The 23,052-nt window shown below is 73.5% G+C and carries 23 protein-coding genes and 1 riboswitch; of the genes, 18 read left to right on the forward strand and 5 right to left on the reverse strand.

Annotation, left to right across the window (positions count from 1 at the left end):
• Window positions 1-4 precede the first annotated feature (4 nt).
• From ADL22_RS26400 to ADL22_RS26425, 7 genes are all read left to right on the forward strand, one after another.
• Window positions 5-97: a DUF397 domain-containing protein gene (locus ADL22_RS26400; protein ID WP_324615564.1), complete on the forward strand. Its 93-nt coding sequence runs from the start codon at window positions 5-7 to the stop codon at window positions 95-97.
• A gap of 280 nt (window positions 98-377) precedes the next feature.
• Entirely contained in the window at window positions 378-995 is a 618-nt protein-coding gene (locus ADL22_RS26405) for a hypothetical protein (RefSeq protein ID WP_159048726.1), read from the forward strand.
• A gap of 358 nt (window positions 996-1,353) precedes the next feature.
• A complete protein-coding gene (locus ADL22_RS37040) occupies window positions 1,354-1,980 on the forward strand; it encodes a DUF6518 family protein (RefSeq protein ID WP_420711601.1) in 627 nt (208 codons plus the stop codon).
• 612 nt (window positions 1,981-2,592) lie between these two features.
• Window positions 2,593-3,285: an alpha/beta hydrolase gene (locus tag ADL22_RS26410; protein WP_066984880.1), complete on the forward strand. Its 693-nt coding sequence runs from the start codon at window positions 2,593-2,595 to the stop codon at window positions 3,283-3,285.
• 181 nt (window positions 3,286-3,466) lie between these two features.
• Window positions 3,467-3,748, forward strand: a complete 282-nt coding sequence (locus ADL22_RS26415; RefSeq protein WP_066984884.1) for a peptidylprolyl isomerase — start codon at window positions 3,467-3,469, stop codon at window positions 3,746-3,748.
• Between the two features lie 185 nt (window positions 3,749-3,933).
• Window positions 3,934-4,269: an antibiotic biosynthesis monooxygenase family protein gene (locus ADL22_RS26420; protein WP_066984887.1), complete on the forward strand. Its 336-nt coding sequence runs from the start codon at window positions 3,934-3,936 to the stop codon at window positions 4,267-4,269.
• Window positions 4,270-4,345: 76 nt separating this feature from the next.
• Complete coding sequence (locus ADL22_RS26425) at window positions 4,346-4,918, forward strand: GNAT family N-acetyltransferase (RefSeq protein ID WP_066984957.1); 573 nt, start codon at window positions 4,346-4,348, stop codon at window positions 4,916-4,918.
• A gap of 60 nt (window positions 4,919-4,978) precedes the next feature.
• On the opposite strand, the gene ADL22_RS26430 is transcribed toward ADL22_RS26425, so the two are convergent.
• Window positions 4,979-7,078 (reverse strand): MFS transporter, encoded by a 2,100-nt coding sequence (locus ADL22_RS26430; RefSeq protein WP_066984890.1) that lies wholly within the window; start codon window positions 7,076-7,078, stop codon window positions 4,979-4,981.
• 794 nt (window positions 7,079-7,872) lie between these two features.
• On the opposite strand from ADL22_RS26430, the gene ADL22_RS36730 reads away from it, so the two are divergent.
• Both ADL22_RS36730 and ADL22_RS26440 read left to right on the forward strand, forming a co-directional pair.
• Window positions 7,873-8,586: a peptidoglycan-binding domain-containing protein gene (locus ADL22_RS36730; RefSeq protein WP_079064441.1), complete on the forward strand. Its 714-nt coding sequence runs from the start codon at window positions 7,873-7,875 to the stop codon at window positions 8,584-8,586.
• 315 nt (window positions 8,587-8,901) lie between these two features.
• The gene (locus tag ADL22_RS26440) at window positions 8,902-9,564 is read left to right on the forward strand and encodes an HAD-IA family hydrolase (protein WP_066984894.1); all 663 of its coding nucleotides are present in this window, start codon (window positions 8,902-8,904) and stop codon (window positions 9,562-9,564) included.
• Between the two features lie 110 nt (window positions 9,565-9,674).
• On the opposite strand, the gene ADL22_RS26445 is transcribed toward ADL22_RS26440, so the two are convergent.
• Window positions 9,675-10,424 (reverse strand): ABC transporter permease, encoded by a 750-nt coding sequence (locus ADL22_RS26445; protein WP_066984897.1) that lies wholly within the window; start codon window positions 10,422-10,424, stop codon window positions 9,675-9,677.
• A gap of 329 nt (window positions 10,425-10,753) precedes the next feature.
• On the opposite strand from ADL22_RS26445, the gene ADL22_RS26450 reads away from it, so the two are divergent.
• The 4 genes from ADL22_RS26450 to ADL22_RS26465 all read left to right on the forward strand — a co-directional run bounded on the left by ADL22_RS26450 (window position 10,754) and on the right by ADL22_RS26465 (window position 14,917).
• On the forward strand, window positions 10,754-11,398 hold the full coding sequence (locus ADL22_RS26450; RefSeq protein WP_066984900.1) for an HNH endonuclease family protein: 645 nt from the start codon (window positions 10,754-10,756) through the stop codon (window positions 11,396-11,398).
• Window positions 11,399-11,559: 161 nt separating this feature from the next.
• Complete coding sequence (locus ADL22_RS26455) at window positions 11,560-13,518, forward strand: FAD/NAD(P)-binding protein (protein WP_066984904.1); 1,959 nt, start codon at window positions 11,560-11,562, stop codon at window positions 13,516-13,518.
• Between the two features lie 143 nt (window positions 13,519-13,661).
• Complete coding sequence (locus ADL22_RS26460; RefSeq protein WP_066984907.1) at window positions 13,662-14,126, forward strand: DoxX family protein; 465 nt, start codon at window positions 13,662-13,664, stop codon at window positions 14,124-14,126.
• Window positions 14,127-14,278: 152 nt separating this feature from the next.
• The gene (locus ADL22_RS26465; RefSeq protein WP_066984910.1) at window positions 14,279-14,917 is read left to right on the forward strand and encodes a DedA family protein; all 639 of its coding nucleotides are present in this window, start codon (window positions 14,279-14,281) and stop codon (window positions 14,915-14,917) included.
• Window positions 14,918-14,936: 19 nt separating this feature from the next.
• Here ADL22_RS26465 and ADL22_RS26470 read toward each other — a convergent pair whose 3' ends face one another.
• Window positions 14,937-15,938 (reverse strand): universal stress protein, encoded by a 1,002-nt coding sequence (locus ADL22_RS26470; protein ID WP_079064442.1) that lies wholly within the window; start codon window positions 15,936-15,938, stop codon window positions 14,937-14,939.
• A 320-nt stretch (window positions 15,939-16,258) separates the two neighbouring features.
• On the opposite strand from ADL22_RS26470, the gene ADL22_RS26475 reads away from it, so the two are divergent.
• The 5 genes from ADL22_RS26475 to ADL22_RS26495 all read left to right on the forward strand — a co-directional run bounded on the left by ADL22_RS26475 (window position 16,259) and on the right by ADL22_RS26495 (window position 21,454).
• Window positions 16,259-17,428, forward strand: coding sequence for a methyltransferase (locus ADL22_RS26475; protein ID WP_066984959.1), 1,170 nt, complete (start codon window positions 16,259-16,261; stop codon window positions 17,426-17,428).
• Window positions 17,429-17,655: 227 nt separating this feature from the next.
• Window positions 17,656-18,312 (forward strand): nucleoside/nucleotide kinase family protein, encoded by a 657-nt coding sequence (locus ADL22_RS26480; RefSeq protein ID WP_066984914.1) that lies wholly within the window; start codon window positions 17,656-17,658, stop codon window positions 18,310-18,312.
• A gap of 168 nt (window positions 18,313-18,480) precedes the next feature.
• Window positions 18,481-19,107, forward strand: coding sequence for a MarR family winged helix-turn-helix transcriptional regulator (locus tag ADL22_RS26485; protein ID WP_079064443.1), 627 nt, complete (start codon window positions 18,481-18,483; stop codon window positions 19,105-19,107).
• Entirely contained in the window at window positions 19,104-19,958 is an 855-nt protein-coding gene (locus tag ADL22_RS26490; protein WP_066984917.1) for an alpha/beta fold hydrolase, read from the forward strand. Before ADL22_RS26485 ends, ADL22_RS26490 begins: the two co-directional genes overlap by 4 nt.
• 71 nt (window positions 19,959-20,029) lie before the next feature.
• Window positions 20,030-20,245: riboswitch (cobalamin riboswitch) on the forward strand.
• 9 nt (window positions 20,246-20,254) lie between these two features.
• Window positions 20,255-21,454 (forward strand): HoxN/HupN/NixA family nickel/cobalt transporter, encoded by a 1,200-nt coding sequence (locus ADL22_RS26495; protein ID WP_066984920.1) that lies wholly within the window; start codon window positions 20,255-20,257, stop codon window positions 21,452-21,454.
• Between the two features lie 246 nt (window positions 21,455-21,700).
• Here ADL22_RS26495 and ADL22_RS26500 read toward each other — a convergent pair whose 3' ends face one another.
• Together ADL22_RS26500 and ADL22_RS26505 are read right to left on the reverse strand one after the other, a co-directional pair.
• A complete protein-coding gene (locus ADL22_RS26500) occupies window positions 21,701-22,201 on the reverse strand; it encodes a VOC family protein (protein WP_066984923.1) in 501 nt (166 codons plus the stop codon).
• Window positions 22,202-22,394: 193 nt separating this feature from the next.
• Complete coding sequence (locus ADL22_RS26505) at window positions 22,395-22,949, reverse strand: DoxX family protein (protein WP_079064445.1); 555 nt, start codon at window positions 22,947-22,949, stop codon at window positions 22,395-22,397.
• Between the last annotated feature and the right edge of the window lie 103 nt (window positions 22,950-23,052).

Here is a 23,052-nt window from a genome sequence, read left to right on the forward strand (position 1 = left end):
TCTGATCCGGGACAGCAAGACCCCGGGCGGCCCGGTACTCACCCTGACCCCGCAGTCGTTCAACGACCTCGTGACGTTCGCCAAGACGCACGGCTGACCCACGCACCCCGGAACCCCGCCGCCCCGTGACCGGAGCAGCGGGGTTTCCACTCGTCCGGGGCGGCGCAGGAAGTGGCAGCTCTGCAGTCGCTCACAAGGAATTCCACGGACAAATAGCGACGCTGAGCCTCTTCCAACCTGACGGCGCTACCAGGATCCACGCACGACCAGGCTCTGACAGACTCTCGTGCTGCCAGCGGAACGTGTGGCGCTGTTTGCCCGCGTCGGGCAGCATGTTCATGGTCTCCGTGGAACGGAACCTGGGGATATTACCCGAGATGGGAGAAGTCGCGGTGGCACAGGAGGGGATTCTCGTCAGTCGGCGACTGGTCCTCAAGGATTCGGTCACGCCGGACGACATCGAGCGGCTCGTTGAAACGCTGCACTGGCAGTTGGCAGGTTATGTCAAAAAGGATGCCGACAGGGGTGTCGACTTTGCAGCGACCTGGCAGATCGATGAGGCAGTCGAGGCTCACTTCACCGAGGACAGTTATGCGGATGAGCGGTATTTTGTCGTATCGGGTGCCGAGTTGGGTCGAATCGAGGAAGCGCTGAACAATGTCCAGACCAAAATTTTAATCTGGAGCCTCGATGAATTGATTCTCGAAGTTGACGGCAATATCTACCCTGCCAGCAAGGGAAAGGCGGTTCTGCGTCTTGGGCTGGGCGCTCCGCTGAAGACAGTTGACTCCGTGAAGGACCGGATCTTGGGGGCATCCAAGAATCCTGAGACGCGGGTGCGTCGAAGGGCGGTGCAAGCCATGGCCTACACCCCTTGGCCTGAATACTGGGAACGGCTCGCGGAGATGGCCGAGGGCGATCCTGATGAGACAGTAGCGCGTGAAGCCGCGTTCGTTATGCAGGCTCTGTCGGAATCCGGAGGCGAGCGGTCTTGAGGCGCTGTCTTTACCGGTCGTGAGGTTTGCGGGGCGAAGTGGAGTCTCGTTCGAGGGCAGCCGAGTGTGAACGGCGCATGAAGGCAGGGAGCGCTTTCCAACCTGACGCGCGGGCTCGGCGGTTGGGCTGACAACGAGGTGAAGCCCCGGGTAGATGGGTTTTCACGTGCATCTGACCAGCTCACAGTGAAGATGGAAAGGGCTCGCTCTCAACGGTCGCTGCGCAGGCACTCGACTGGCAGTTCGTCGACCTGCGCAGCGACCGTCCAGACCGGCCCGCGCAGCGACCGTTCACACTGGCCCGCGGCGCCGAGAAATGGCACGGTCCTACCTTCCCAGCCTGCGCCGAGGGAGAAAGATGCGCATCAGCTCGGCCTTAAGGGCTTGCGCCCTGCCGTCCGCGATCTCGTTGCTTTGCGGTCTGGTGTTAGGAATTGTTCCTCCACTCCTGGCCGGCGACGGTGGCCCGGTCAGGCAGGCGGCGCATATCGCCCTGTCCGGTGGTTGGCCGTGGGCGGCTCTCGCGTTCTTCGTTGGCACCGCACAGAGGACACGCATACAGTCCGCGGCGCTGGCCGCGCTGTCGCTGTGTACAGCGGTAACGGCCTACTACGCCACGAAAGCAACCCACGACATCCGGGGGTCGAACTTGGGTGACCCTGCCGCCCGGCTCGTATCCGAGCCATTCGACTGGGGAGCCCTGGCGTTCTGGGGAATTTGCGCGTGCTTGCTCGGCTCTCTGCTGGGTTGGGCAGGAAACCTTGCCAGAGAAAGAGGAATGTGGGGCCTTCTCTCCAGGCTGCTGATCCCCGCCATTTCCCTCGTGGAGACCACAGCGCGACTCCGCGTCGAGGCGCCTTCGGGGCCCCCGATAATGGCCATGACTTGGGGCTTGACGCGCGGACTCGCAGTGGCTGCTGCCACGGGCCTGATTGCACACGCCGTCATCGGCCGGCTTCGCACACGACGCCCCGCCGAAAGCTGAAGAACGGCACCGGCCGGGAAAGCGAAACGGTACGGCCCGCAGCAATGCGGTACAAGCGCCGTCTGCAGTGGCCAGGGGCCCTGATCCGCCGTTGTCATCGCCATGCTCGATGTCGCCGTTGTCGCATGCCAAGGTCCGCGTGGGCTCGGAACGCTGTCCGGCCATGTACGGACCGGATCGAGACGCCCCTTCGCCACCGCGCCTCCACGTGCGCATGCCGTCAAATCCCGCTGGTCCTACCGGAGTTGACCGCCACGGCAGTACGCTGGATCGGCCAAATCCTCCAGTTGGACAGGGCAGTTACGGGGGAAATGGCGGCCCAGGGTGCACCCGGGAACACCCAAGCCGCCCGGTCGGGGCCCTATCGAGTAGTGGATAGGGCCCCGACTGCCCCCTCCAGAGACGGGGCCAACTGCCCCGCCCCTGCCTCCAGGCTCACCCACCGCCTCGGCCTTCTGGGGCCGCCTGAGGGACTTGGGGGCTGCCTGAGGGACTTCTCGGGGCCGCCAGGGGCGGTTCTCCGGGAGCCTCGACAGTCTCGACATGCGGTGTCCGGGGGTCGGGGGTCTCATGGCCGTACGGGAACGTGTCGCTCGCCTGAGAGGTAGTCCCATGGCCGGCAAGCCTGCCGTCGTCCTCGTCCACGGTTTCTGGGGCGGCGCCGCCCACTGGGCGAAGGTCATCACCGCACTCGACCGCCGTGGCTTCGGTGCCCTCCACGCCGTGGAGAACCCCCTGACGTCCTTGGCCGACGACGCCGAGCGCACGCGAAAGATGGTCCGGCAGATCGAGGGGCCGGTGGTGCTCGTCGGCCACTCGTACGGTGGCGCGGTGATCACCGAGATGGGAGACCTCCCGAACGTCACCGGGCTGGTCTACATCGCCGCCTTCGCCCCCGACGCCGGCGAGAGCCCCGGCGGGATCACCCAGGAGAAACCGCCCGCTGCGGCCGACAATCTCGTCCCGGATTCCGACGGCTATCTGTGGATCAAGCCGGAGAAGTTCCGCGAGAGCTTCGCCCAGGACCTTCCGGAGGACGAAGCCCTGGTGATGGCTGTGACGCAGAAGGCACCGCTGGCGTCCACCTTCGGCGACGCCGTCACCACACCGGCCTGGCGCACGAAGCCGACCTGGTACCAGGTCTCCGCCGACGACCGCATGATCCATCCCGACAACGAACGCCGCATGGCGCAGCGCATGAACCCCCGTAAGACCATCGAACTGGCGGCAAGCCACGCGTCGTTGGCCTCCCAGCCCGAACCGGTCGCCGACCTCATCGAAGAAGCCGCGAACGCGGGTTCCTGAAGGAGGGGAGCTGGGCGTCGGCGGGGCGTCGGAACGTCGGCCGCGCGTCGGCCGCGCGCTGTGACGGACGGTGGTCCGGCAGCCTGTGAGATGTGAAATCCTGGCTCGCGAAAGCTGCTCACCGAGGCCCGCAAGCGCCTGTCGCGGCGGCAGCACGGATGCGTATCGGAAGGTGTAATAAATGGCTCAGGCAACCGCACGGCACATCTTGGTCCCGACCGAGGAAAAGGCCAACGAGCTGAAGGCGCAGATCGAGGCGGGGGCGGATTTCGCCGAGCTGGCCAAGGCCAACTCCACCTGCCCTTCCGGCCGCCAGGGCGGTGACCTGGGTTCGTTCGGCCCCGGGCAGATGGTGAAGGAATTCGACACGGTCGTCTTTTCCGCACCGACCGGAACTGTTCAGGGCCCGGTCCGGACCCAGTTCGGCTACCACCTCATCGAGGTAACCAGCCGCCAGGACTGACATGCGGGACTGACATGGCATTCCGGGCTGCGTCTGCGTCTGCGTTCTTGCGGCGCAGTCCGGTTTACCGATGGCGAGTACGGCGCCGATGGCAAGTAGTTCTGCGCAGCGCCTGAACGGTTCCGGGGACGGGCCACGGGCCGCCCCGCGCGGCGCCCGGGTGGGGCGTGGTGCACGATGGGCGCATGAGCATCGTGAAGATCAATGTGCTGACCGTCCCGGCTGAGCAGCGGGAGGTGCTGGAGCAGCGGTTCGCGTCGCGGGCCGGCACGGTGGATTCCGCCGACGGTTTCGAGTGGTTCGAGCTGCTGCGCCCGCTGGAGGGGACCGATCAGTACCTCGTCTACACCCGGTGGCGGGACGAGGCGGCGTTCCAGGCGTGGATGGAGGGGCCGATGAAGGCCGCGCACCAGCACGGCGGTGCGGGTGGTCAGGGCGGCGAGCGGCCGAAGCCGGCCGCGTCCGGTTCGACGCTGTGGTCGTTCGAGGTCGTGCAGCAGGCGGCGCCCAAGCAGGGCTGAGGGGCACCCCGGCCCCGGCCTCGGGGTATCCGAAACCGCTTGCGTTCCGGTGCCCCGGGGGCGTGGCATGGCCGTCATGACCGAAACCGCCCTTCCGGCCCCGTCGCCCCCGGCCTGGACCGTCAGCGCCGAGCCGGCCGGTTCCCCGGTGGCGCGTGCGCTGCTGCGGGAGTACTACGCCGATGTCGCCGACCGGTATTACGTGTTGTACGAGGGGCGGCGGGCGACGGCGGAGGAGATCGAGGCGGGTGTCGCCGCGTATCCGAGCGGGGAGTTGGCGCCGCCGCACGGGGTGCTGCTGGTGGCCCGGCAAGGCGGTACGCCGGCCGGTTGTGCCGGGGCGCGGCGGCTGGACGACCGGACCGCCGAGCTGAAGCAGGTGTTCGTACGGCCCGGCCGGCGCGGGCAGGGGGCGGCGGGCGCGCTGCTGCGGGCCGTGGAGGCGGCCGCGGCGGGCTGGGGCGCCGAGCGGATCCGGCTGGACACCCGGCTGGATCTGACGGAGGCGATCGCGCTGTACCGGCGGCGTGGTTACCGGGAGATCGATCCGTATCACTTCGGGGATCCGTATGCGGAGATCTTCTTTGAGAAGGATCTTCTGCGACGAGAGCCGCCGGCACCGAGCTCGACCACGGCCGGGACCGGCTGAGCCCGCGCCCGGCCCGGCCCGGCGTAAAGCCGCGTCCCCCGCGTACGCCACGCACCCCGCCTACGGCGTGCGGTCCGGCGGCCGGGGCCGGTCCGGCGCGGGCGCGGCCGTGCGGGCCGGGGTGCGGGGGACCGGGCGGCGGACGTCGCCGTCGCCGGGCTCCTCGGCGTCCGAGCCGGAGAGTTCCGCGGACAGCTCGCGGACGAGTTCGGTGAGGTCGGTGGGGCGGTCCTTCGTCCACCAGTCGCCCAGCAGCTCCGCCAGCGACTCCTGGCGGGCCGCCGCGAGCCGGCCGGCCGCCTCCCGGCCGCGGTCGGTGAGCAGCAGCATCAGGCCGTCGCGCCGCGCCAGCCCGCGTTCCTCGATCTGCCGGACGCCCTCGGCGACGACCCCGAGCGGTACCCGGGTGCGTTCGGCGAGCAGGCCGGGCTCCACCGACCCGTAGCGGTGGATGCGCAGCACCAGCCAGCCGGCGGCCGGTTTGAGGTCGAGCCCGGCGCGGGCGGTGATCTTCTCGTAGATGTCCTTGCGGCCCGCCGCGCTGCCCAGTTTGGACAGCGCCCTGGCGACCTCCTCCCGGGACGAGCGCTGGACCGGGTTGGTGCACAGGACCTCGCTGGTGTCCGGCGCGGTGACGCTGGCGCGCAGCGGCTCCTCCTTGAGGAACCACGCCAGGACGAACGCGGCCAGCACGACCGGCACCGCGTAGAGGAAGACGTCGGTGATGGAGACCGAGTACGCGCCGAGGACGCCCGCGCGCGGCCCGGGCGGCAGCTGGGCGACCGCCCGCGGGTCCTGGGCGAGCCGCGCCGGGCTGACGCCGGGCGGCAGCGGCTGCCCGGCGAGGGCGGCGGTGATCCGCGGGGCGAGCCGGTTGGCGAAGAGCGTGCCGAAGATCGAGACGCCGAACGAGGCGCCGATGGAGCGGAAGAAGGTGGCGCCGGACGTCGCCACGCCCAGGTCCCGGTACGGCACCGCGTTCTGCACGATGAGCACCAGCACCTGCATGACCAGGCCGAGCCCGAAGCCGAAGACGAAGAAGTACGTGCTCATCAGCGCCACGCCGGTGGTCGGGTCGAGGCGGTGCAGGAGCAGCAGGCCGAGGGTGACGACGGCGGTGCCCGCGACGGGGAAGACCTTGTAGCGGCCGGTGCGGGAGACGATCTGGCCGGAGGCGGTGGAGGACAGCAGCATGCCGAAGACCATCGGCAGCATGTGCACCCCGGACATCGTGGGCGAGACCCGCTGCACGACCTGGAGGAAGGTTGGCAGGTACGTCATCGAGCCGAACATCGCGAAGCCGATGACGAAGCCGATCACCGAGCAGAGGGCGAACGTCCGCGAACGGAACAGCCGCAGCGGAATGACCGGCTCCGCGGCCCGCCGCTCGACGAGGACGAACGCGGCGAGCAGTACGGCGCCGAGCCCGGCGAGCAGCGCGGTCTGCCAGGAGGCCCACGGGTAGCTGACGCCGCCGAGCGAGGTCATCAGGACCAGGCAGGCGGCGACCGCGGCGATCAGGGCGGTGCCGAGGTAGTCGATGCGGTGGCGGGTGCGGTGGACCGGTATGTGCAGCGCGGCGGCGATCACGGCGAGCGCGACGGCGCCGATCGGGACGTTGATGTAGAAGACCCAGCGCCAGCTGAGGTGGTCCACGAAGAGTCCGCCGAGGAGCGGTCCCAGTACGCTCGTGCCGCCGAAGACGGCGCCGAACAGGCCCTGGTAGCGGCCGCGCTCGCGGGGCGGCACGATGTCCCCGACGATCGCCATCGACAGCACGATCAGGCCGCCGCCGCCCAGCCCTTGCAGCGCCCGGAAGGCGATCAGCTCGCCCATGTTGCGCGCGAGGCCGCAGAGCACCGAGCCGATCAGGAAGAGCACGATGGCGGACTGGAAGAGTTTCTTCCGGCCGTACTGGTCGCCGAGCTTGCCCCACAGGGGCGTGGCGGCCGTGGAGGCCAGCAGGTAGGCGGTGACCACCCAGGAGAGGTGGTTCAGGCCGCCGAGGTCGCTGACGATGGTGGGCAGCGCGGTGGCGACGATGGTCTGGTCGAGTGCGGCGATCAGCAGGCCGAGCAGCAGCGCGCCGATCGCGACGAGGACCGTCCGGCGGGAACGGTCCTCGCCGGGGACGGCGGGGGCGCTGGTGTCCTGCGCCATGAGCGGGGCCTCCCTCGTGTCCGGCTCGGGGTGCGGGGTGGTGTGCGGATGATCGGTGTCCGGCTCGGGGTGCGGATGATCGGTCGGTCGGGTCGATGTGCGGCTTGTGTTCCGGCTCGTCCTTCGAGGTCTGGTGGGTCGCTCGGTGGTTCGCTCGGGGCCTTTGGGGTCCCTGGGGCCGTCGTGGATCGCTGCGGGTCCTCGCGGGCCTTCTTTCCATCGTGAGCGGTATCGGGGTTTCTGGCCCGCCGAGTCGGATTCGGGCCGCCGAGCCGGGGAGGGTGCGCGGGGATGTCGTGGAGCGGCTCGCGGGGATGTCGTGGAGCGGCTGCGGGGCGGCGGCCGGGTTCTGCATAATCGGCCCCCCGGTGCGCGCCTCCAGGGAGGGGACCCTCGTGACCGCAGCAGCCACCTGCCCGCACTGCCTGGCCCCGGTCCGCGGGGACGGCCGCCCGTCCTGCCTGTGCGCGGCGGCCGAGGCGGCGGACTTCGACCCGCTGCGGGTTCGGCCGTACGTGTCGCTGCCGGAGGGGGCGGACCGGGCGGGCCCTGACGACGGCGAGGGGCCGGGGGACGGCCCCGGGGCTGACGGCGACGGGCAAGCGGACGTGCCCCGCTACGGCCGGGAGTCGCCGGGTGGCCCGGTGGGCGTTCCCGGCAGGCCGTACTTACCGGGTGGCCCGGTGGACGTTCCCAGCAGGCCGTACTTAACGGGTGGCCCGGCCGGTCGGGTGGCATCAACGGCGTTACCCGGCTCGACGGAACTACCCGGCGCGGACCCCGCCGTCCCCCGGGTGCGCCGCCCCACCGGCCCGACGTCCCGGACCGTCAGCTCGGCCGGACCCTGGCCCGCGGCCGACGGTCCGCCCACCGGGGCCGCGCCCTCCGCCCCCGGTGGCGGCCCCGGCTCCCCCGCTCCCCTACGGCGCCGACGAGTCCGGTCCGCCGTACTGGCCGGTGGCGGGGCCGCCGCCGTCGCCGCCGTGGTGGTCATCGCCACCGGCGCGCTCCCGGATGGCGGCCGGGACCGTGCCGCCCCGCCGGACCGCGGGTCCACCGCCCCCACCGCGGCCCTCCCCGCCCCCACCGGGCCGACCGCCTCCGCCCCGGTCACCGCCCGCCCCTCGCCCGCCACCTCGCGCTCCCGCGCCCCGCGTACCACCGCCGGCGGCCGGCCGTACCGGGCGCCGGCCCCCGGCCCGCCGCCGTCCGCGGTCGTGGCCTCCGGCAGCGTCGCGGCGCCCTCGCACGGCGCCTCCTCCCCCAGCGCACCGCCCAGCGGGCCGCTCGTACTGCGCGAGGGTTCCAGCGGCCCGGAGGTCAGCGAGCTCCAGGGGCGGCTGCGGCAGATGGCGCTCTATCCGGGGGCGGCGGACGGCCGCTACGGCCCGGCGGTACGCGACGCGGTCGCCCGCTACCAGCAGCTCTACGGGGTCCACGGCGACCCCGAGGGGGTATACGGGCCGGCGACCCGCGCCTCCCTGGAGGCCCGCACCCGGGAGCCGTAACGGGGACAGGGGCGTCGGCCCTCGCCCCCCAGCCACGGACGTCAGCCCCCGTCCCCGCCCCCAGGCACGGCCGCCGCCCATCACCCCCTCCAGAACATCCCGGACGAATCACCACGTAAGCCGTCCCGCCAGGGAAAACCGTGACGCATCCCATGCCCGCGCGAGCCGGAACCGTTTGTCGCCACCCACCGCCGTTTTGTATCGTGAAAAAACAAAGTGGTTCCGCCCGCACTCCCTGACCGGCGGGCGGGACCGCTTGACTCCCCGACCGTCCTGACAGCGCCGCTGCCAGCCCCCGCGCCCAGGAGCCCGCCGATGCCGGCCACCACCACGCTCATCACCCGCGCCCTGCTGCTGGACATGGACTCCACCATCGTGAACTCCGAAGCCGTCGTGGAGCGCTGCTGGCGGCGCTGGGCGGCCGAGCAGGGGCTCCCGGCGGAGGACGTCCTCAAGGTCGTCCACGGGCGGCAGGGCTGGGCCACCATGGCGGCGCTGCTGCCGGACCGCCCGATGGAGCGCAACCACGAGGACAACCGGCGCATCCTGGCGGAGGAGACCGCCGACACCGAGGGCGTCGTCCCCGTGCCCGGCGCGCCCGCGTTCATGGCCGCGCTCGCCCGGCTGCCGCACGCCCTGGTCACCTCCGCGGACACCGCGCTGGCCGCGGCGCGGATGGGTGCGGCGGGGCTGCCGATGCCGCCGGTGCGGATCACCGCGGAGTCGGTGAGCGCCAGCAAGCCGGACCCGGAGGGCTTCCTCAAGGGCGCCGCGGAGCTGGGGTTCGCGCCCGAGGACTGCCTGGTCTTCGAGGACTCCGAGGCGGGCATCCAGGCCGGCCGGGCCGCCGGGATGCGGGTCGTCGGGGTCGGCGAGCGGGCCGCCCGCTTCGCGCCCACCGCCCACGTCCGCGACCTGACCCAGGTACGTATCGAGGCCCTGGTGGACGGCGGCATCGCGGTCCGCATCGACGCCTGAGCGCACGGATCACCGCACAAACCGCCGCCGCCCGATACGTAACGGGAGCGGACCCCAGGCGCTACCGGGTCACCGGCCCGCGCCCGGAGCGGATCCCAGGCGCCACCGGGTCACCGGCCCGCCCCCACCTCCCGGTGGAGCCGCCCCCGCGCCACCAGCTCCAGCACCACCGCGCACGCCGCCGCCTGTACCGCCAGCAGCGCCACCAGGACGAAGAGCTGCACCGCGCCGGCCTGTACGGGTGACGCGCCGCCGAGCAGCATGCCGACGAACGCCCCCGGAAGCGTCACCAGCCCCACCGTGCGGGTCTGGTCGAGCCCGGGCAGCAACGCGTCGGACGCGGCCGGGCGGGCCACCTCCATCCGCGCGTCCCGGTCCGGCAGCCCCAGTGCCAGCCCGGCCTCGAACTCCCCTCGCCGCAGCGCCAGTTCGTCCAGTGCCCGGCGCCCGCCGAGGACGGTGGCGGTCAGCGCGCCGCCGATGAGGATGCCGGTGACCGGGATCAGGGTGAGGCCGCGCGGCGGCACCAGGCCGGTCAGCAGCAGTACGCCGACGACCGGCAGCACCCCGGCGGCGATCGGGACCGCCGCCCACCACCAGGTGCGGTTGCGGGTGATCCGGCGGCCCGCGGTGCGGACCGCGACCGCGTACATCAGCACCAGGAAGCACAGCAGCCACGGCAGTGCGTGCACGACCCAGCCGATGAGGGAGGAGACCGCGGCGAGTTGGGCCGTCGCGCGCAGGCCGGCGAGGGCGATGGCGCGGCCGTGGCCGAGGTGGGCCAGCGCGGCGACGGCCACGGCGGCGACCAGGAGGACGGCGAGGACGATCCCGAGTACGGGAGTGACCGGCAGCAGCACGCGCCCACTGTAGGCGGGCGGCGACCGCTGACCCGGTGGGCAACGGGTGTGGAGCAGTGGGGCAACCGGGACACGGGCGCGGACCGGTGGGTAACGGGCGCGGGCCACCGGGCTACGGGCTACGGGCCCGGACCAGCAGGACGGACCAACGGGGCGGACCAACGGGGCGGGCCACCCCCACCTCCGACACCCCGTCAGCCCCCGCACACCCCTTGAAGTGACGTGAACATGTCGTCAGGCTGTAACCCGGCGCCCATGCCCCGGTCACCCCACGGATCCAGCATGGCCCCGCCCGCACGCCAACTTCCCCCCACACCAAGGGAGTTCCGATGCCCCTGCGCTACGCGCGTCGCATATCCGCCGCCGCGGCCGGCACCGCCGCCCTGACCTGCGCCCTCCTCCTGACCGGCCAGCCCGCCCAGGCCGCCCCGCCCGCCCCGCCGGACGCCGCCACCGCCCGCACCTACCTCGCCGCCCTCAAGGAGCAGCCCGAGGGCCCCCAGGACGGCTACAGCCGCGACAAGTTCCCGCACTGGATAGACCAGGGGCACAACTGCAACACCCGCGAGGTGGTCCTCAAGCGCGACGGCACCGGCGTCCAGCAGGACGGCAGCTGCGCGGCGGTCAGCGGCACCTGGGTCTCCGCCTACGACGGGGCGACCTGGACCCAGGCGTCCGACCTGGACATCGACCACGTCGTACCGCTGTCGGAGGCGTGGAAGTCCGGTGCCGCGCAGTGGACCACCGCGCGCCGCCAGGAGTTCGCCAACGACCTCACGCACTCCCAGCTGATCGCGGTCACCGACAACGTCAACCAGGCCAAGGGCGACAAGGACCCGGCGGAGTGGCTGCCGCCCAAGGCGTCGTACCACTGCGAGTACGCCCGGATGTGGGTGGCGGTCAAGCACGTCTACGGGCTCACCGCTGACCAGGCGGAGAAGGCCGCGCTGAAGAAGATCCTCGACGGCTGCTGAGCCGTCCCCCGGGGCGGTCCCGGGCGGCCCCCGGCCCACCCGGGTGCCGCGCCGGCGCGCCGGGCGGTGATGATGGGGCGCACCTTTGCCGTCGTCCGCCCCTCTGACGGTCGGCGCGCCCTCCCGCGCGCCGGCCGTCCGCCGCCCCAGGGAGAGCCGCCTTGGCCGCCGCCCATCCAGCCGACCGCCCCGGCTGCCCAGAGCCCGCCGCCGGCACCGCTCCCGCCGCTCACGCCCCCGCCCTCGCCGTCGTCGGCGCCGGACCGCGCGGGACGAGCGTCCTGGAGCGGCTCTGCGCCTCGGCCGCCGGGCTCCCCCCGGGCACCCGGCTGACCGTGCACGTCATCGACCCCGCGCCGCCGGGCGCCGGCCAGGTGTGGCGCCCCGACCAGCCCGGCGAGCTGCTGATGAACACGGTGGCCTCGCAGGTCACCCTGTTCACCGACGACAGCGTCGCGTGCGCCGGCCCGGTGCGGCCGGGGCCGAGCCTGTACGAGTGGGACGGCTGCGACGTGGGCCCGGACGACTATCCGGGGCGCGCGCTGTACGGCCGCTATCTGGAGTGGGTCTTCCGGCACACCGTGCGGACCGCGCCGGAGCAGGTCATCGTCGTTGTCCACCGGGCCCGCGCGGTGCAGCTGGCCGAGGCGGCGGACGGCACCCAGGCGCTGACCCTGGACGACGGGCGGACGCTGGCCGGCCTGGGCGCGGTGGTGCTGGCCCAGGGGCACCTGCCGGCCCGCCCGGACACCGGGGAGCGCCGGCTGGCCCGTTACGCCGCCGCCCACGGCCTGCACTACCTGCTGCCCGCCAACCCCGCCGACCTCACCGCCGAGCTGGCGGCCCTGCCGCCGGGCCGCCCGGTGCTGCTGCGCGGCCTCGGACTGAACTTCTTCGACCACCTGGCGCTGCTCACCGCGGGCCGCGGCGGCCGGTTCACCCGGGGGCCGGGCGGCGCCCTGGTGTACCGGCCGTCCGGCCGCGAGCCCCGGTTGTACGCCGGGTCCCGGCGCGGCATTCCGTACCACGCGCGCGGCGACAACGCCAAGGGCGCGCACGGCCGCCATCTGCCGCTGCTGCTCACCCCGGACGTGATCGCGGCGTTCCGGAAGCGGGCGGACGCCGGGGACCCGCCGGACTTCCGGGCGGAGGTCTGGCCCCTGGTGGCCAAGGAGGTGGAGGCCGTCTATTACGAGGCGCTGCTGGCCGGCCGCGGTGAACTGGCCGGCGCGGACCGCGACCGCTTCCGGGACCGCTTCCTGGCCGGCGCGCACCGCGGGCCGGAGGAGGCCGCGGCCCTGGACGCGTTCGGGGTGGCGCCCGGCGACCGCTGGGACTGGGACCGGCTCGCCCGGCCGTACCCGGACGAGCCGTTCGCCGGCCCGGAGGCGTTCCGCGGCTGGCTGCTGGACCATCTGCGGGCCGATGTCGCGCACGCCCGGCAGGGCAACGTCGCGGGCCCGCTCAAGGCCGCCCTGGACGTGCTCCGGGACCTGCGGAACGAGCTGCGGCAGATCGTCGACCACGGCGGACTGGCGGGCGCCTCCCGACGCGACCACCTCGACCGCTGGTACACCCCGCTGAACGCCTTCCTGTCCATCGGGCCGCCGCGCCGCCGGATAGCGGAGATGGCGGCGCTCATCGAGGCGGGGGTGCTGGAGGTGGTCGGGCCCCGTATGGAGATACGGACCGGTGGGGAGGACGGCGGCGCGCCCGGTTTCACGGCGCACTCCCCGGCCGTCCCCGGGTCGCGGGTCACCGCCCCGGCCCTGATAGAGGCGCGGCTCCCGGAGCCCGACCTGCGGCGCACCGGGGACCCGCTGCTGGCCCGGCTCCTGGCGGACGGCGGCTGCCGGCCGCACACCGTGGACGGCTACGAGACCGGTGGCCTGGACGTGTCGCCGAGTCCGTACCGCGTCATCGGGGCGGACGGGCGGCCGCATCCCCGGCGGTTCGCGGTCGGGGTGCCGACCGAAGGGGTGCACTGGGTGACGGCCGCCGGCGCGCGGCCGGGCGTCGGCTCGGTCACGCTGTCCGATACGGACGCGGTGGCGCGGGCGGCCCTGCGGGCGGCGGGCGCACCACCCGGCCCCGACATGCCACCGGGCCTATTGGTCTGAACCAATAAGGCCCCTATTCCCAAATGTTGAACTTGCAAGTATTGGTTAGGCGGGCCTAATCTACGAGACTCCAGCGGCCGCGCCCGTCCCCCGCGTCCGCCGGCACGTCCCGAATGACCGAGGAACGACCAAGGAGTCCCCCTATGTCCGCTCCGCTGAACTCCTTCACCGAGAAATCCACCCCGCACGTCCTGGCGCTCTTCCGCGTCGTCACCGGCCTGCTCTTCGCCTGCCACGGCGCGGCCTCGCTCTTCGGCGTCCTGGGCGGCATGGCGGGCACCGGCCACGCCGTCCCGGCCGGCAGCTGGCCCGGCTGGTACGCCGCGGTCATCCAGCTGGCCGGCGGCCTCCTGGTGATGCTGGGCCTGGGCACCCGCGCCGCGGCGTTCATCAGCTCCGGTTCGATGGCGTACGCGTACTTCTCGATGCACCAGCCGAACGCGCTGTGGCCGATCCAGAACGGCGGTGAGGCGGCCGCCATGTTCTGCTGGGCCTTCCTTCTGATCGTCTTCACCGGCCCGGGCTCCTGGGCGCTGGACCGGGTCTTCTTCGGCGCGCCGGAGCGGCGTGCGGCGCCCGTCGCCGAGCGCGCCCCCAGCGCCGCCTGACCGGCGCGCACGCCCCGCACGGGCCGGGCCCGGGACGCTACCCGGACCCGGCCCGTCCGGTTGTTCGGGCCCAGGCGTACGCTGTACGGCTGTAGTGCCGCCCCTGCCGCACCGAGCGACGTCGCGGCGGGGTCCGGACCGGGAGCAAGACGTTGGTGGAAAGCCTGGGGTCGCTGAGCGGCACACCTTGGGTCTATGTGATCGTCGGACTCTCCGTCGTCCTCGACGTCTTCCTGCCCATCCTGCCGAGCGGGGTCCTGGTGGTCACCGCGGCCACCACGGCCGCCGGCACCAGGAGCGCCGCCGACGTCGCCTCCTCCGTGGACGCCGGGAACCACTTCGCCCAGATGGCCGCCCTGGTCCTGTGCGCGGCCACCGCCTCCGTCCTCGGCGACCTGGTCGCCTACCGGCTGGCCTGGCGCGGCGGCGACCGCTTCGACCGCGCCATCGGCCGCTCCCGGCGGCTGTCCGCGGCCCAGCAGCGGCTGGGCGCGGCGCTCACCCGGGGCGGCGGCGGCCTGGTCGTCCTGGCCCGCTTCGCGCCGGCCGGGCGGTCGGTGGTCAGCCTGGGCGCCGGGGTCGCCCACCGGACGGTGCGCGAGTTCCTGCCCTGGTCGGCGCTGGCCGGCCTGGTCTGGGCCGCGTACAGCGTGAGCCTGGGCTACTTCGGCGGCCACTGGCTCGGCACGTCCTGGGTGAGCACCGCGCTCTCCGTCCTGGCCCTCTTCGCCGCGGGCTCCGCCGCCGCGTACGTGGTACGGCGCCCGGGGCGGGAGTCCACCGGGGGTTGACCTTGGCTCCCCGGCCCCGTTAGGCCGCCGGCGCCGCCCCCGGGCCGCCGAGGGCCCCATCCGCCCCGGTACCGCCCTCCGGGCCGGCCGTGCCGCCGGGACCGGCCGCCTCATGCGCACCACCGGCACCCTCGGCGTCCCGCTCCGCCGTCTCCGGTACCACCGCGACCGGGCAGACCGCGTGCAGCAGCACCGCGTGCGCCACCGACCCCAGCCGCGGGCCGATCGGCAGCCGGCGCCGGTGCCGGGCCACGACCACCAGATCGCTCTCCTCGGAGGCCGCCACCAGCTGCCCGGCGGCGTCCTCGGCACGCAGCCGGACCGTCACCGGGACGTCCGGGTACCGCGCCCGGTACGGGGCGAGCACGTCCGCCAGCCGCAGCCCGAGCGCGTCCTCGTACTCGCCCTGGGTGGACTCGTACACCGCCGCGAACTCGTAGGCGGGCGGCACCGGCATCGGCCAGGTGTAGCCGGAGACCACGGACAGCCGGGCGCCCCGGCGCGCGGCCTCGGCGAACGCGAAGCCCACCCCGGCCGGCTCGTCCGCGCCCGCGTCCAGGCCGAGCGTCACCCGCGCCTCCTGGGGCGCCACCGCCTCGCCGTCCGGGCCGCGCCGGGTGCCGGGCCGGTCCGGGCGCGGCACCACCACGACCGGGCAGGCGGACCGGGCCGCGCAGGCCAGCCCGTTGGAGCCGAGCAGCAGACTGGCGAAGCCGCCGCGGCCCCGGGAACCCAGGACGAGCAGCTGCCCCTCGTCCCCGAGGGCGGGCAGCTGGGCGTCGGCCGAACCGTCCAGCCCGTGGAACTCCACCTCCGGCAGGTCCGCGAGGTACGGCCGGTCCCGGAGGCCGGCCAGTACCGCGTCCGAGGCGGCCGCGGCCCGCGCGTCGCCGCCGCGCGGCCCGACGTGCACGATCCGCAGCGGCGCCGGCCGCCTCCGGGCCGCCTGGGCCGCCCAGCGCACCGCCCGCTCGCTGTCCGGGGATCCGTCCGCACCGACGATGACCGGCAAGGTGCCCATGTCCGCCTCCGCTCCGTACCGAGTGGTCCGTTGACGACTGCCTACGGCCGCGTACCCCCGCCCGTGGCCCGATATGGCCGTCCCGGGCGGCTTGTCCCCACCGTGCCTCCGGCCCCGGCTACGGAGACAGGGGCGAAGGTCCCGCCCCCGGGGGCCGCGGCAGCGGCGAAGGTCCCGGTTGCCGCGACCGAGTAGAGTCGGACGTCCACCATCCGGCCCCCGCCCGCCCCGGGTTGCGGTGCCGCACCCGCCGCCCCAGGGGCGCGGGCCCTAACCACTCACAGAGGCACACTGCGGTGAACCACCCCCCGGTCGTCGAGGTGACGCACCCCCCGGTCGTCGAATGGACCGAGGACGGCCAGGTCCGGACGGCCCGCTGGCGTTCGGAGAACGGCGCCCGGCCGCCCCGGCGGATCGCCGTCGCGGACGACCGCACCCGGGCCGATGAGGCGTACCGGCTGGCCTGCGAGGGCACCGCGCTGCTGTGGCGCGGCGACTTCCACAACGCCCGCCAGCTGCTCACCGCGCTGGCCCGCCGGGTCGACCGGCGCCCGCGCCGCACCCCGCCCGCCGACGTCACCCAGGCGTTCCACGTGCACCGCGCCGCCCAGAACCAGCGCGCCCGCATCCTCGGCATGCTGCTGATCCCGCTGGACGCCGACCTCGCCGTCCGGCTGCCGCGCGCCCCCGACGTCCGGGAGGCGTGCGCCCGCGCCTACGGCCCCCAGGACGCCCCGCCGGCGAGCGCCCCCGGGGACACCGCCTCCACCGCCTTCCTGGTCTCCCTGCGCGAACTCCTCGGCGTCATCGGTGCCGACGAGTGGCGCCGCACGGGCGTGGAGATCCCCGCGCTCGGCGGCGACCGCATCCACCCGCACTACGGCGTCTTCTCCCCGGCGCGCGGCGAATACGTCGACCTGGTCGGCGAGGCCCCGCTGCCCGATGGGGACCTGGCGTTCGACATCGGCACCGGTACGGGAGTGCTGGCGGCGGTGCTGGCCCGCCGCGGCGTGCGCCGGATCGTGGCCACCGACCAGGACCCGCGCGCGCTGGCCTGCGCCCGGGAGAACACCGCCCGGCTGGGCGTCGCGGACCGCGTGGAGGTGGTCGAGGCCGACCTCTTCCCGCCCGGCCGCGCCCCGCTGATCGTCTGCAACCCCCCGTGGGTGCCCGCGAAGCCCACGTCCCCGGTGGAGCGCGCGGTCTACGATCCCGGGAACCGCATGCTGCACGGCTTCCTGTCCGGTCTGGCCGACCATCTGACACCGGGCGGCGAGGGCTGGCTGATCCTCTCCGACCTGGCCGAACACCTCGGCCTGCGGTCCCGCGCGGAACTCCTCGACGCCTTCGCCAAGGGCGGCCTCACCGTCCTCGGACGCCTCGACATCGCCCCCCGCCACCCCCGGGCCCGCGACACCTCCGACCCCCTCCACGTGGCCCGCGCCGCCGAGGTGACGTCCTTGTGGCGGCTGGGCGTGGCGGCGGGCTAACGGGGCGCGGCCCGGGCTGCGGGGCCCCAGGGGCGCCGCCTCGGCTACGGGTCCCCCGGGGCGCCGCCCGTCGGTGCGCGGACGGCGCCGCGGGGCGGAGGGCGGTGAGGAACGGGGCACCCCGCCGAGACCACTGACCACACACCGGGCGGAATCGGACGCCTACCCGCCGGCCTCCCCGTCCCCCGGGCCACCACCCGCGCCCATCAGGCACGATGGGTCCCATCATGAACCTCGACGACCTCGTCGCCCGCGCCCGCCGGCTCGCCGCCTCCGCGACGCCCGGCCGGCGGCGGCTGCTCGGCATAGCCGGCCCGCCGGGTGCCGGCAAGTCCACCCTCGCCGTCCGGCTGGCGGCGGAGCTGACCGGCCAGGCCGTGCTCGTCCCGATGGACGGCTTCCACCTCGCGCAGGCGGAGCTGCGCCGGCTCGGCCGGGCGGAGCGCAAGGGCGCCCCGGACACCTTCGACCCGGCCGGGTACACGGCCCTGCTGGCCCGGCTGCGCACGCCCGAACCGGGCACACCCGTCTACGCCCCGGCCTTCAACCGCCGTATCGAGGAGCCGGTGGCCGGCAGCATCCCGGTGGCGCCGCACATCCCGCTCGTCCTCACCGAGGGCAACTACCTCCTGCTGCACTCCGACCCCTGGGCGGGGATCCGCGAACTCCTCGACGAGGTCTGGTACGTGGAGCTGGACGCGGCGGAGCGGGTACGGCGGCTGGTCGCCCGGCACGAGCGGTACGGGCGCCCGCGCACCGACGCCGAGGACTTCGTGCGCACCTCCGACGAGGCCAACGCCCGCCTGGTGGCGGCCACCCGCGCCCGGGCCGATCTCGTCGTCTCCTTCACGGACGACGAGGCCCCGCCCCCGCTGCCCGACTGACCGGCTAACGGGGGCAGTTGACCCCCCTTCCGAAACGACATCAAAGATGTCATCATGACATCACGAGTGTCGTTCAAGGTCTTCGGACCGCGCCCGGACGTCCTGCGGAGGTTCTCGCGGATGTCTTGCGGACGCCGTGCGGAGACGCGGAGGGGGAGGCGAGACGAGATGGACACCGAAGCGGGCACCGAAGCGGACACCGGCGCGGTGGCCGCCGGGCGGCAGGCGGCGGCCGGGCGGCCGGCACCGGCCGGGGGCGAGGAGCTCCAGGAGCTGCTGCAGGACGTCATCCGGCGCCTGTGGCCCCTGCACCGGACGATCGTGCGCGCGGTCGAGCGCGAGCTGGCCGGCACGGGCCTGACCGCCGGCGAGCACGCCCTGCTCGACGCGCTGTGCGCCCACGGCCCGCGCACCGTCCCGCAGTTGGCGCGCACGCTGGACCTGGACCGGCAGCCGGTGCAGCGCTGGGTGAACCACGCGGCCGAGCTGGGCCTGGTCGTCACGGCGCCCAACCCCGCCCACCGCCGCTCGTCCCTGATCCACCTCACCGACGAGGGCACGGAGATAGTGCGCGGCATACAGGACGCCGAGACGGCCGGGCTCCGGCACGGCCTCGCCGACCTGTCGGCCGGTGAGATCCGTACGGCGCTGCGCGTACTGGACCGGCTCGGCGAGGAATTCCGGCACCGTACGGACGCCCCGGACGTTCCCGAGGAGGGACCCGGCGCTCCGCCCGAGCGGACGCCCGCCCCGCCCACCGCCCGCCCGACCCGCACAGAACGGCCCGCAGAATGACGCACGACTTCCACGCCTGGTCCGAGATCGACAACGGCACCGTGCCGGTCGACGACGGCGAGCTGTTCTACGAGACGGCCGGGCCCGCCTCGGGGCCCGCGGTGGTGCTGCTGCACGGCGGGATGCTCGACCAGCGCATGTGGGACGAGCAGTTCGCCTGGCTGGTCAACTCCGGCCTGCGGGTGATCCGTTACGACTCCCGCGGCCACGGCCTGTCCTCCACCGTCACCGGCGACTGGGCCAACCACGACGACCTGGCGGCCCTGCTGGACGCGCTGGATGTGCCGCGCGCGGTGCTCGTCGGCCTCTCCCACGGTTCCCGCGTCGCCCTGGACGCCGCCCTGGCCCATCCGGAGCGGGTCGCCGCCCTCTTCCTCGCCTCCCCCGGCATCAGCGGCCGCGCCTTCACCGACCCGTTCATCCTGGCCCACATCCGGGAGCAGGCCGCCGCCCTCGGCGAGCCGGACGGCGCGGAGCGCTATGTGGAGCACTTCCTGCGCCTCTGGGTGGACGGGCCGCATCGCGCGCCCTCCGCCGTGCACCCCGGCTTCCGCGAGCGGATACGCGCCTGCGCGGCCGCCAATGCCGAGGTGCACGCCGACGGGGCGGGCGCCGGCCTGCCGCTGGAGGTCGGCGCGTTCGACCGCCTCGGCGAGATCCGGGTGCCGACCACCGTCCTCGACGGCGACCTGGACTCCTCCGACATCTCCGCGAACGCCCACGCCATAGCCCTGGAGGTGCCCGGCGCCCGGCGCATACGCGTCCCGTCCGCCGGCCACATGGTCAATCTGGAGAACACCCCGCTCTTCGACGCGGAGTTGCACGCCTTCCTGTCGTCCCTGGCGCTCTGACCGGGTGCCGGCCCGGCCGGGCCGCCGTCCCGGCCCCGGACGGCGGCATGGCCCGTTCTCGCCGGTGACCGCTAGAGTGGCCGGGCCGTGGTGTTCGGGAAGACCGGTGCAGGACCTCGTGTCCCAGGCCGGCGCGGCCCTCGCCACTGTGATCGGGGAGTTTCCGTCCCTCTCCGTCCGCGCCCTGCGCGCGGACGGGGGCCACTGACCGCAGCCTGCGGCCGGGAAGGCGGGGCGGACGCGTGCACCCGTAAGCCAGGAGACCGGCCACGGCATCTCACGAAATCATCCACGAGGTGCTGGAGCGTGATGGCCGGATGGCCCTGTCCACCGATACCCCGGACAATTCCCCTTCTCCCCGCAACACTTCCTTCCCCGGCATACCCGGATCCACCGGGTCATTCCGCTGGCAACGCCGCGATACGGTCCGCACCGCGGGCCTGATGGCCGTGATCGCCGCCCTGCACGTCGTCGCCTTCGGCGTGCTGTTCCTGCTGGTCATACCGGGCCACTACACCGTGGGCAGCCAGGTCTACGGCGCCGGCCTCGGCATCACCGCGTACACCCTGGGCATGCGGCACGCCTTCGACGCCGACCACATCGCGGCGATCGACAACACCACCCGCAAGCTGATGGCCGACGGCAAACGGCCCGTCTCGGTGGGCTTCTGGTTCGCCCTCGGTCACTCCAGCGTGGTCTTCGGCATGGCCGCGCTGGTGGCCGGCGGCACCCAGCTCGCCGGCACCCTGCTCAACGACGACTCCCGCGCCCACCAGATCCTGGGCACGATCGGCACCACCGTCTCCGGCACCTTCCTCTACCTCATCGCGGCCCTCAACCTCATCGCGCTGGCCGGTATCTGGCGGGTCTTCCAGGGCATGCGCGGCGGCCGCTACGACGAGGCCGAGCTGGAGCGGCGGCTGGATTCGCGCGGTTTCATGAACCGCTTCCTGGGCCGCTTCACCCGGTCCATCAGCCGCCCCGGCCAGATGTTCCCGCTCGGGTTCGTCTTCGGCCTGGGCTTCGACACCGCGACCGAGGTCACGCTGATGGTGATGGCGGGCAGCGGCGCCGCGGCGGGCCTGCCGTGGTACGCGATCCTGTGCCTGCCGCTGCTCTTCGCCGCCGGGATGAGCCTGTTCGACACCCTGGACGGCACGTTCATGAACTTCGCGTACCAGTGGGCGTTCTCCAACCCGGTGCGGAAGGTCTACTACAACCTCACCATCACCGGCCTGTCGATCGCCGTCGCGTTCTTCATCGGCACCATCGAGCTGGTGACCGTCCTGCACGACAAACTGGGCCTCACCGACCCGGTGACCGAGGGCATCTCCTCCCTCGACCTCGACAACGTGGGCTTCGTCATCGTCGGCCTGTTCGTCGTGGTGTGGGCGGCGGCCCTGACGTACTGGCGCGTCGGCGGCGTGGAAAAACGCTGGGCCGCCCGCACGCCCGGGCCGACCACCGACGATCCGGCCCCACCGGCCGGGGGCTGAGCGCGGGGCTCGGGGCTTGGTCCTGGGGCGTGATCCCGGGAGCTGATCCCTGGTGCCCCCGTCGCCGTACGGCGACGGGGGCACCGGTACGACGACGGGGCGCCGTACGGCGAAGGGGAGGCACCCGCGACCACGCCCGCCGACAGCCGAGAGCCGGCCACGGGCAACCGGCAGCGAGCAACGGGCAACGGGCAACGGGCAAGCATCAGCGGCCTCCCCCGCCACGAGGCCGCCCTGACTCCCCCCTCAGGTCGCCGAACCGGCCGCCGCCCCCGTCACCAAATCCGGTCCCCAGCGTTCCAGCGCCGCCGGCAGATCGAGTGGCCGGATCCGGTCCCCCACCTCCGGCCCCGGCCAGTCCTCACGCGGCACCCGCCACATGACCTCGAACTCGTTCCCGTCCGGATCCCGGGCGTAGACCGACTGCGAAACGAGGTGATCGCTGGCGCCCACCAGCGCGTCCCGCTCCCGCAGCCGCGCCTGCACCGCCACCAGATCGCCCAGCGTGCCGACCTCCCACGCCAGGTGGTACAGCCCGATCCGGCCGCGCTCCGGCCCCGGCGCGCCCGCACCCACCGCGAACAGCCCCAGATCGTGGTCATTGTCCGAACCGGGCGCGCTCAGGAACGCCGCCCGCCCCGGTATCTCCAGATCGACCGTGAATCCCAGCACCTCGGTATAGAACGCCACCGACCGGGCCACCTCACGGACATACAGCACCGCGTGATTGAGCCGCCGTACCGCCATCACCCCTCCGCTCTTCCTTCTCGCCGCACGCTTCTCCTCCTTCTCGCCGTTCTCGATCTCTCCACCCTTCGCCCAGCTCCCACCCGCCTCCCAGACAGACACCTCCCGGGGAGAAACCGCCCGGACCGGCGCCCCCCGTAAAGGCGCCTCCCGGACAGGCGGGGACCGCCGCCTCCCGGACGGCCGGCCCCCCTCACCTCCGCAGCACCAACAGCACCACCAGCCCAACCGCCACCCCCAGCACCAGCGCCGCCACCCCGTACGCGAGCCGGGGGTGGGCGCGCAGCCCGGGCAGGAAGCGGTCGACGGACCAGCGCCCGGGGCCGGTGAGCGCCAGCGCGCCGAACACGGCGAGCAGCACGACCTCGTACTCCACGCCCTGGGGGACGAAGAAGCCGCTGCCCCAGCGCAGCCCCAGCGCGTTGATCATCGTGCCGATCAGGGCGGCGGCGGCGAGCGGCGTCAGCAGCCCGAGGGCCAGCCCGAGTCCGCCGAGTGTCTCGGCGAGCCCGGCGACCAGCGCCATCGTCCGGCCGGCGGGATAGCCGTTCGCCGCGAAGAACTGCCCGGTGGGGCCCAGCCCGGGGCCGCCGAACCAGCCGAACAGCTTCTGCACACCGTGCGCCGCCATGGTCAGCCCCACGACCAGCCGCAACAGGAGCAGCCCGGCGTCAACACCACGAGCAACGGAGGCGTACCGCACCGCACCACCGGCGCGGCCGCCCCCGGACGTGCGGGACGTAGTCATGACACATGCTCTTTCCCAGCGCCCACCGCGCGCCGGCCCGGCCTTCCCTCCACCCGGCCGCACCCACGGTAATTACGCCCAGAGGATTTACTTGAAACTTCAA

It is taken from the genome of Streptomyces sp. NRRL F-4489 (genome assembly GCF_001509485.1).
In the GTDB taxonomy this organism is placed as follows: Bacteria; Actinomycetota; Actinomycetes; order Streptomycetales; family Streptomycetaceae; genus Streptomyces.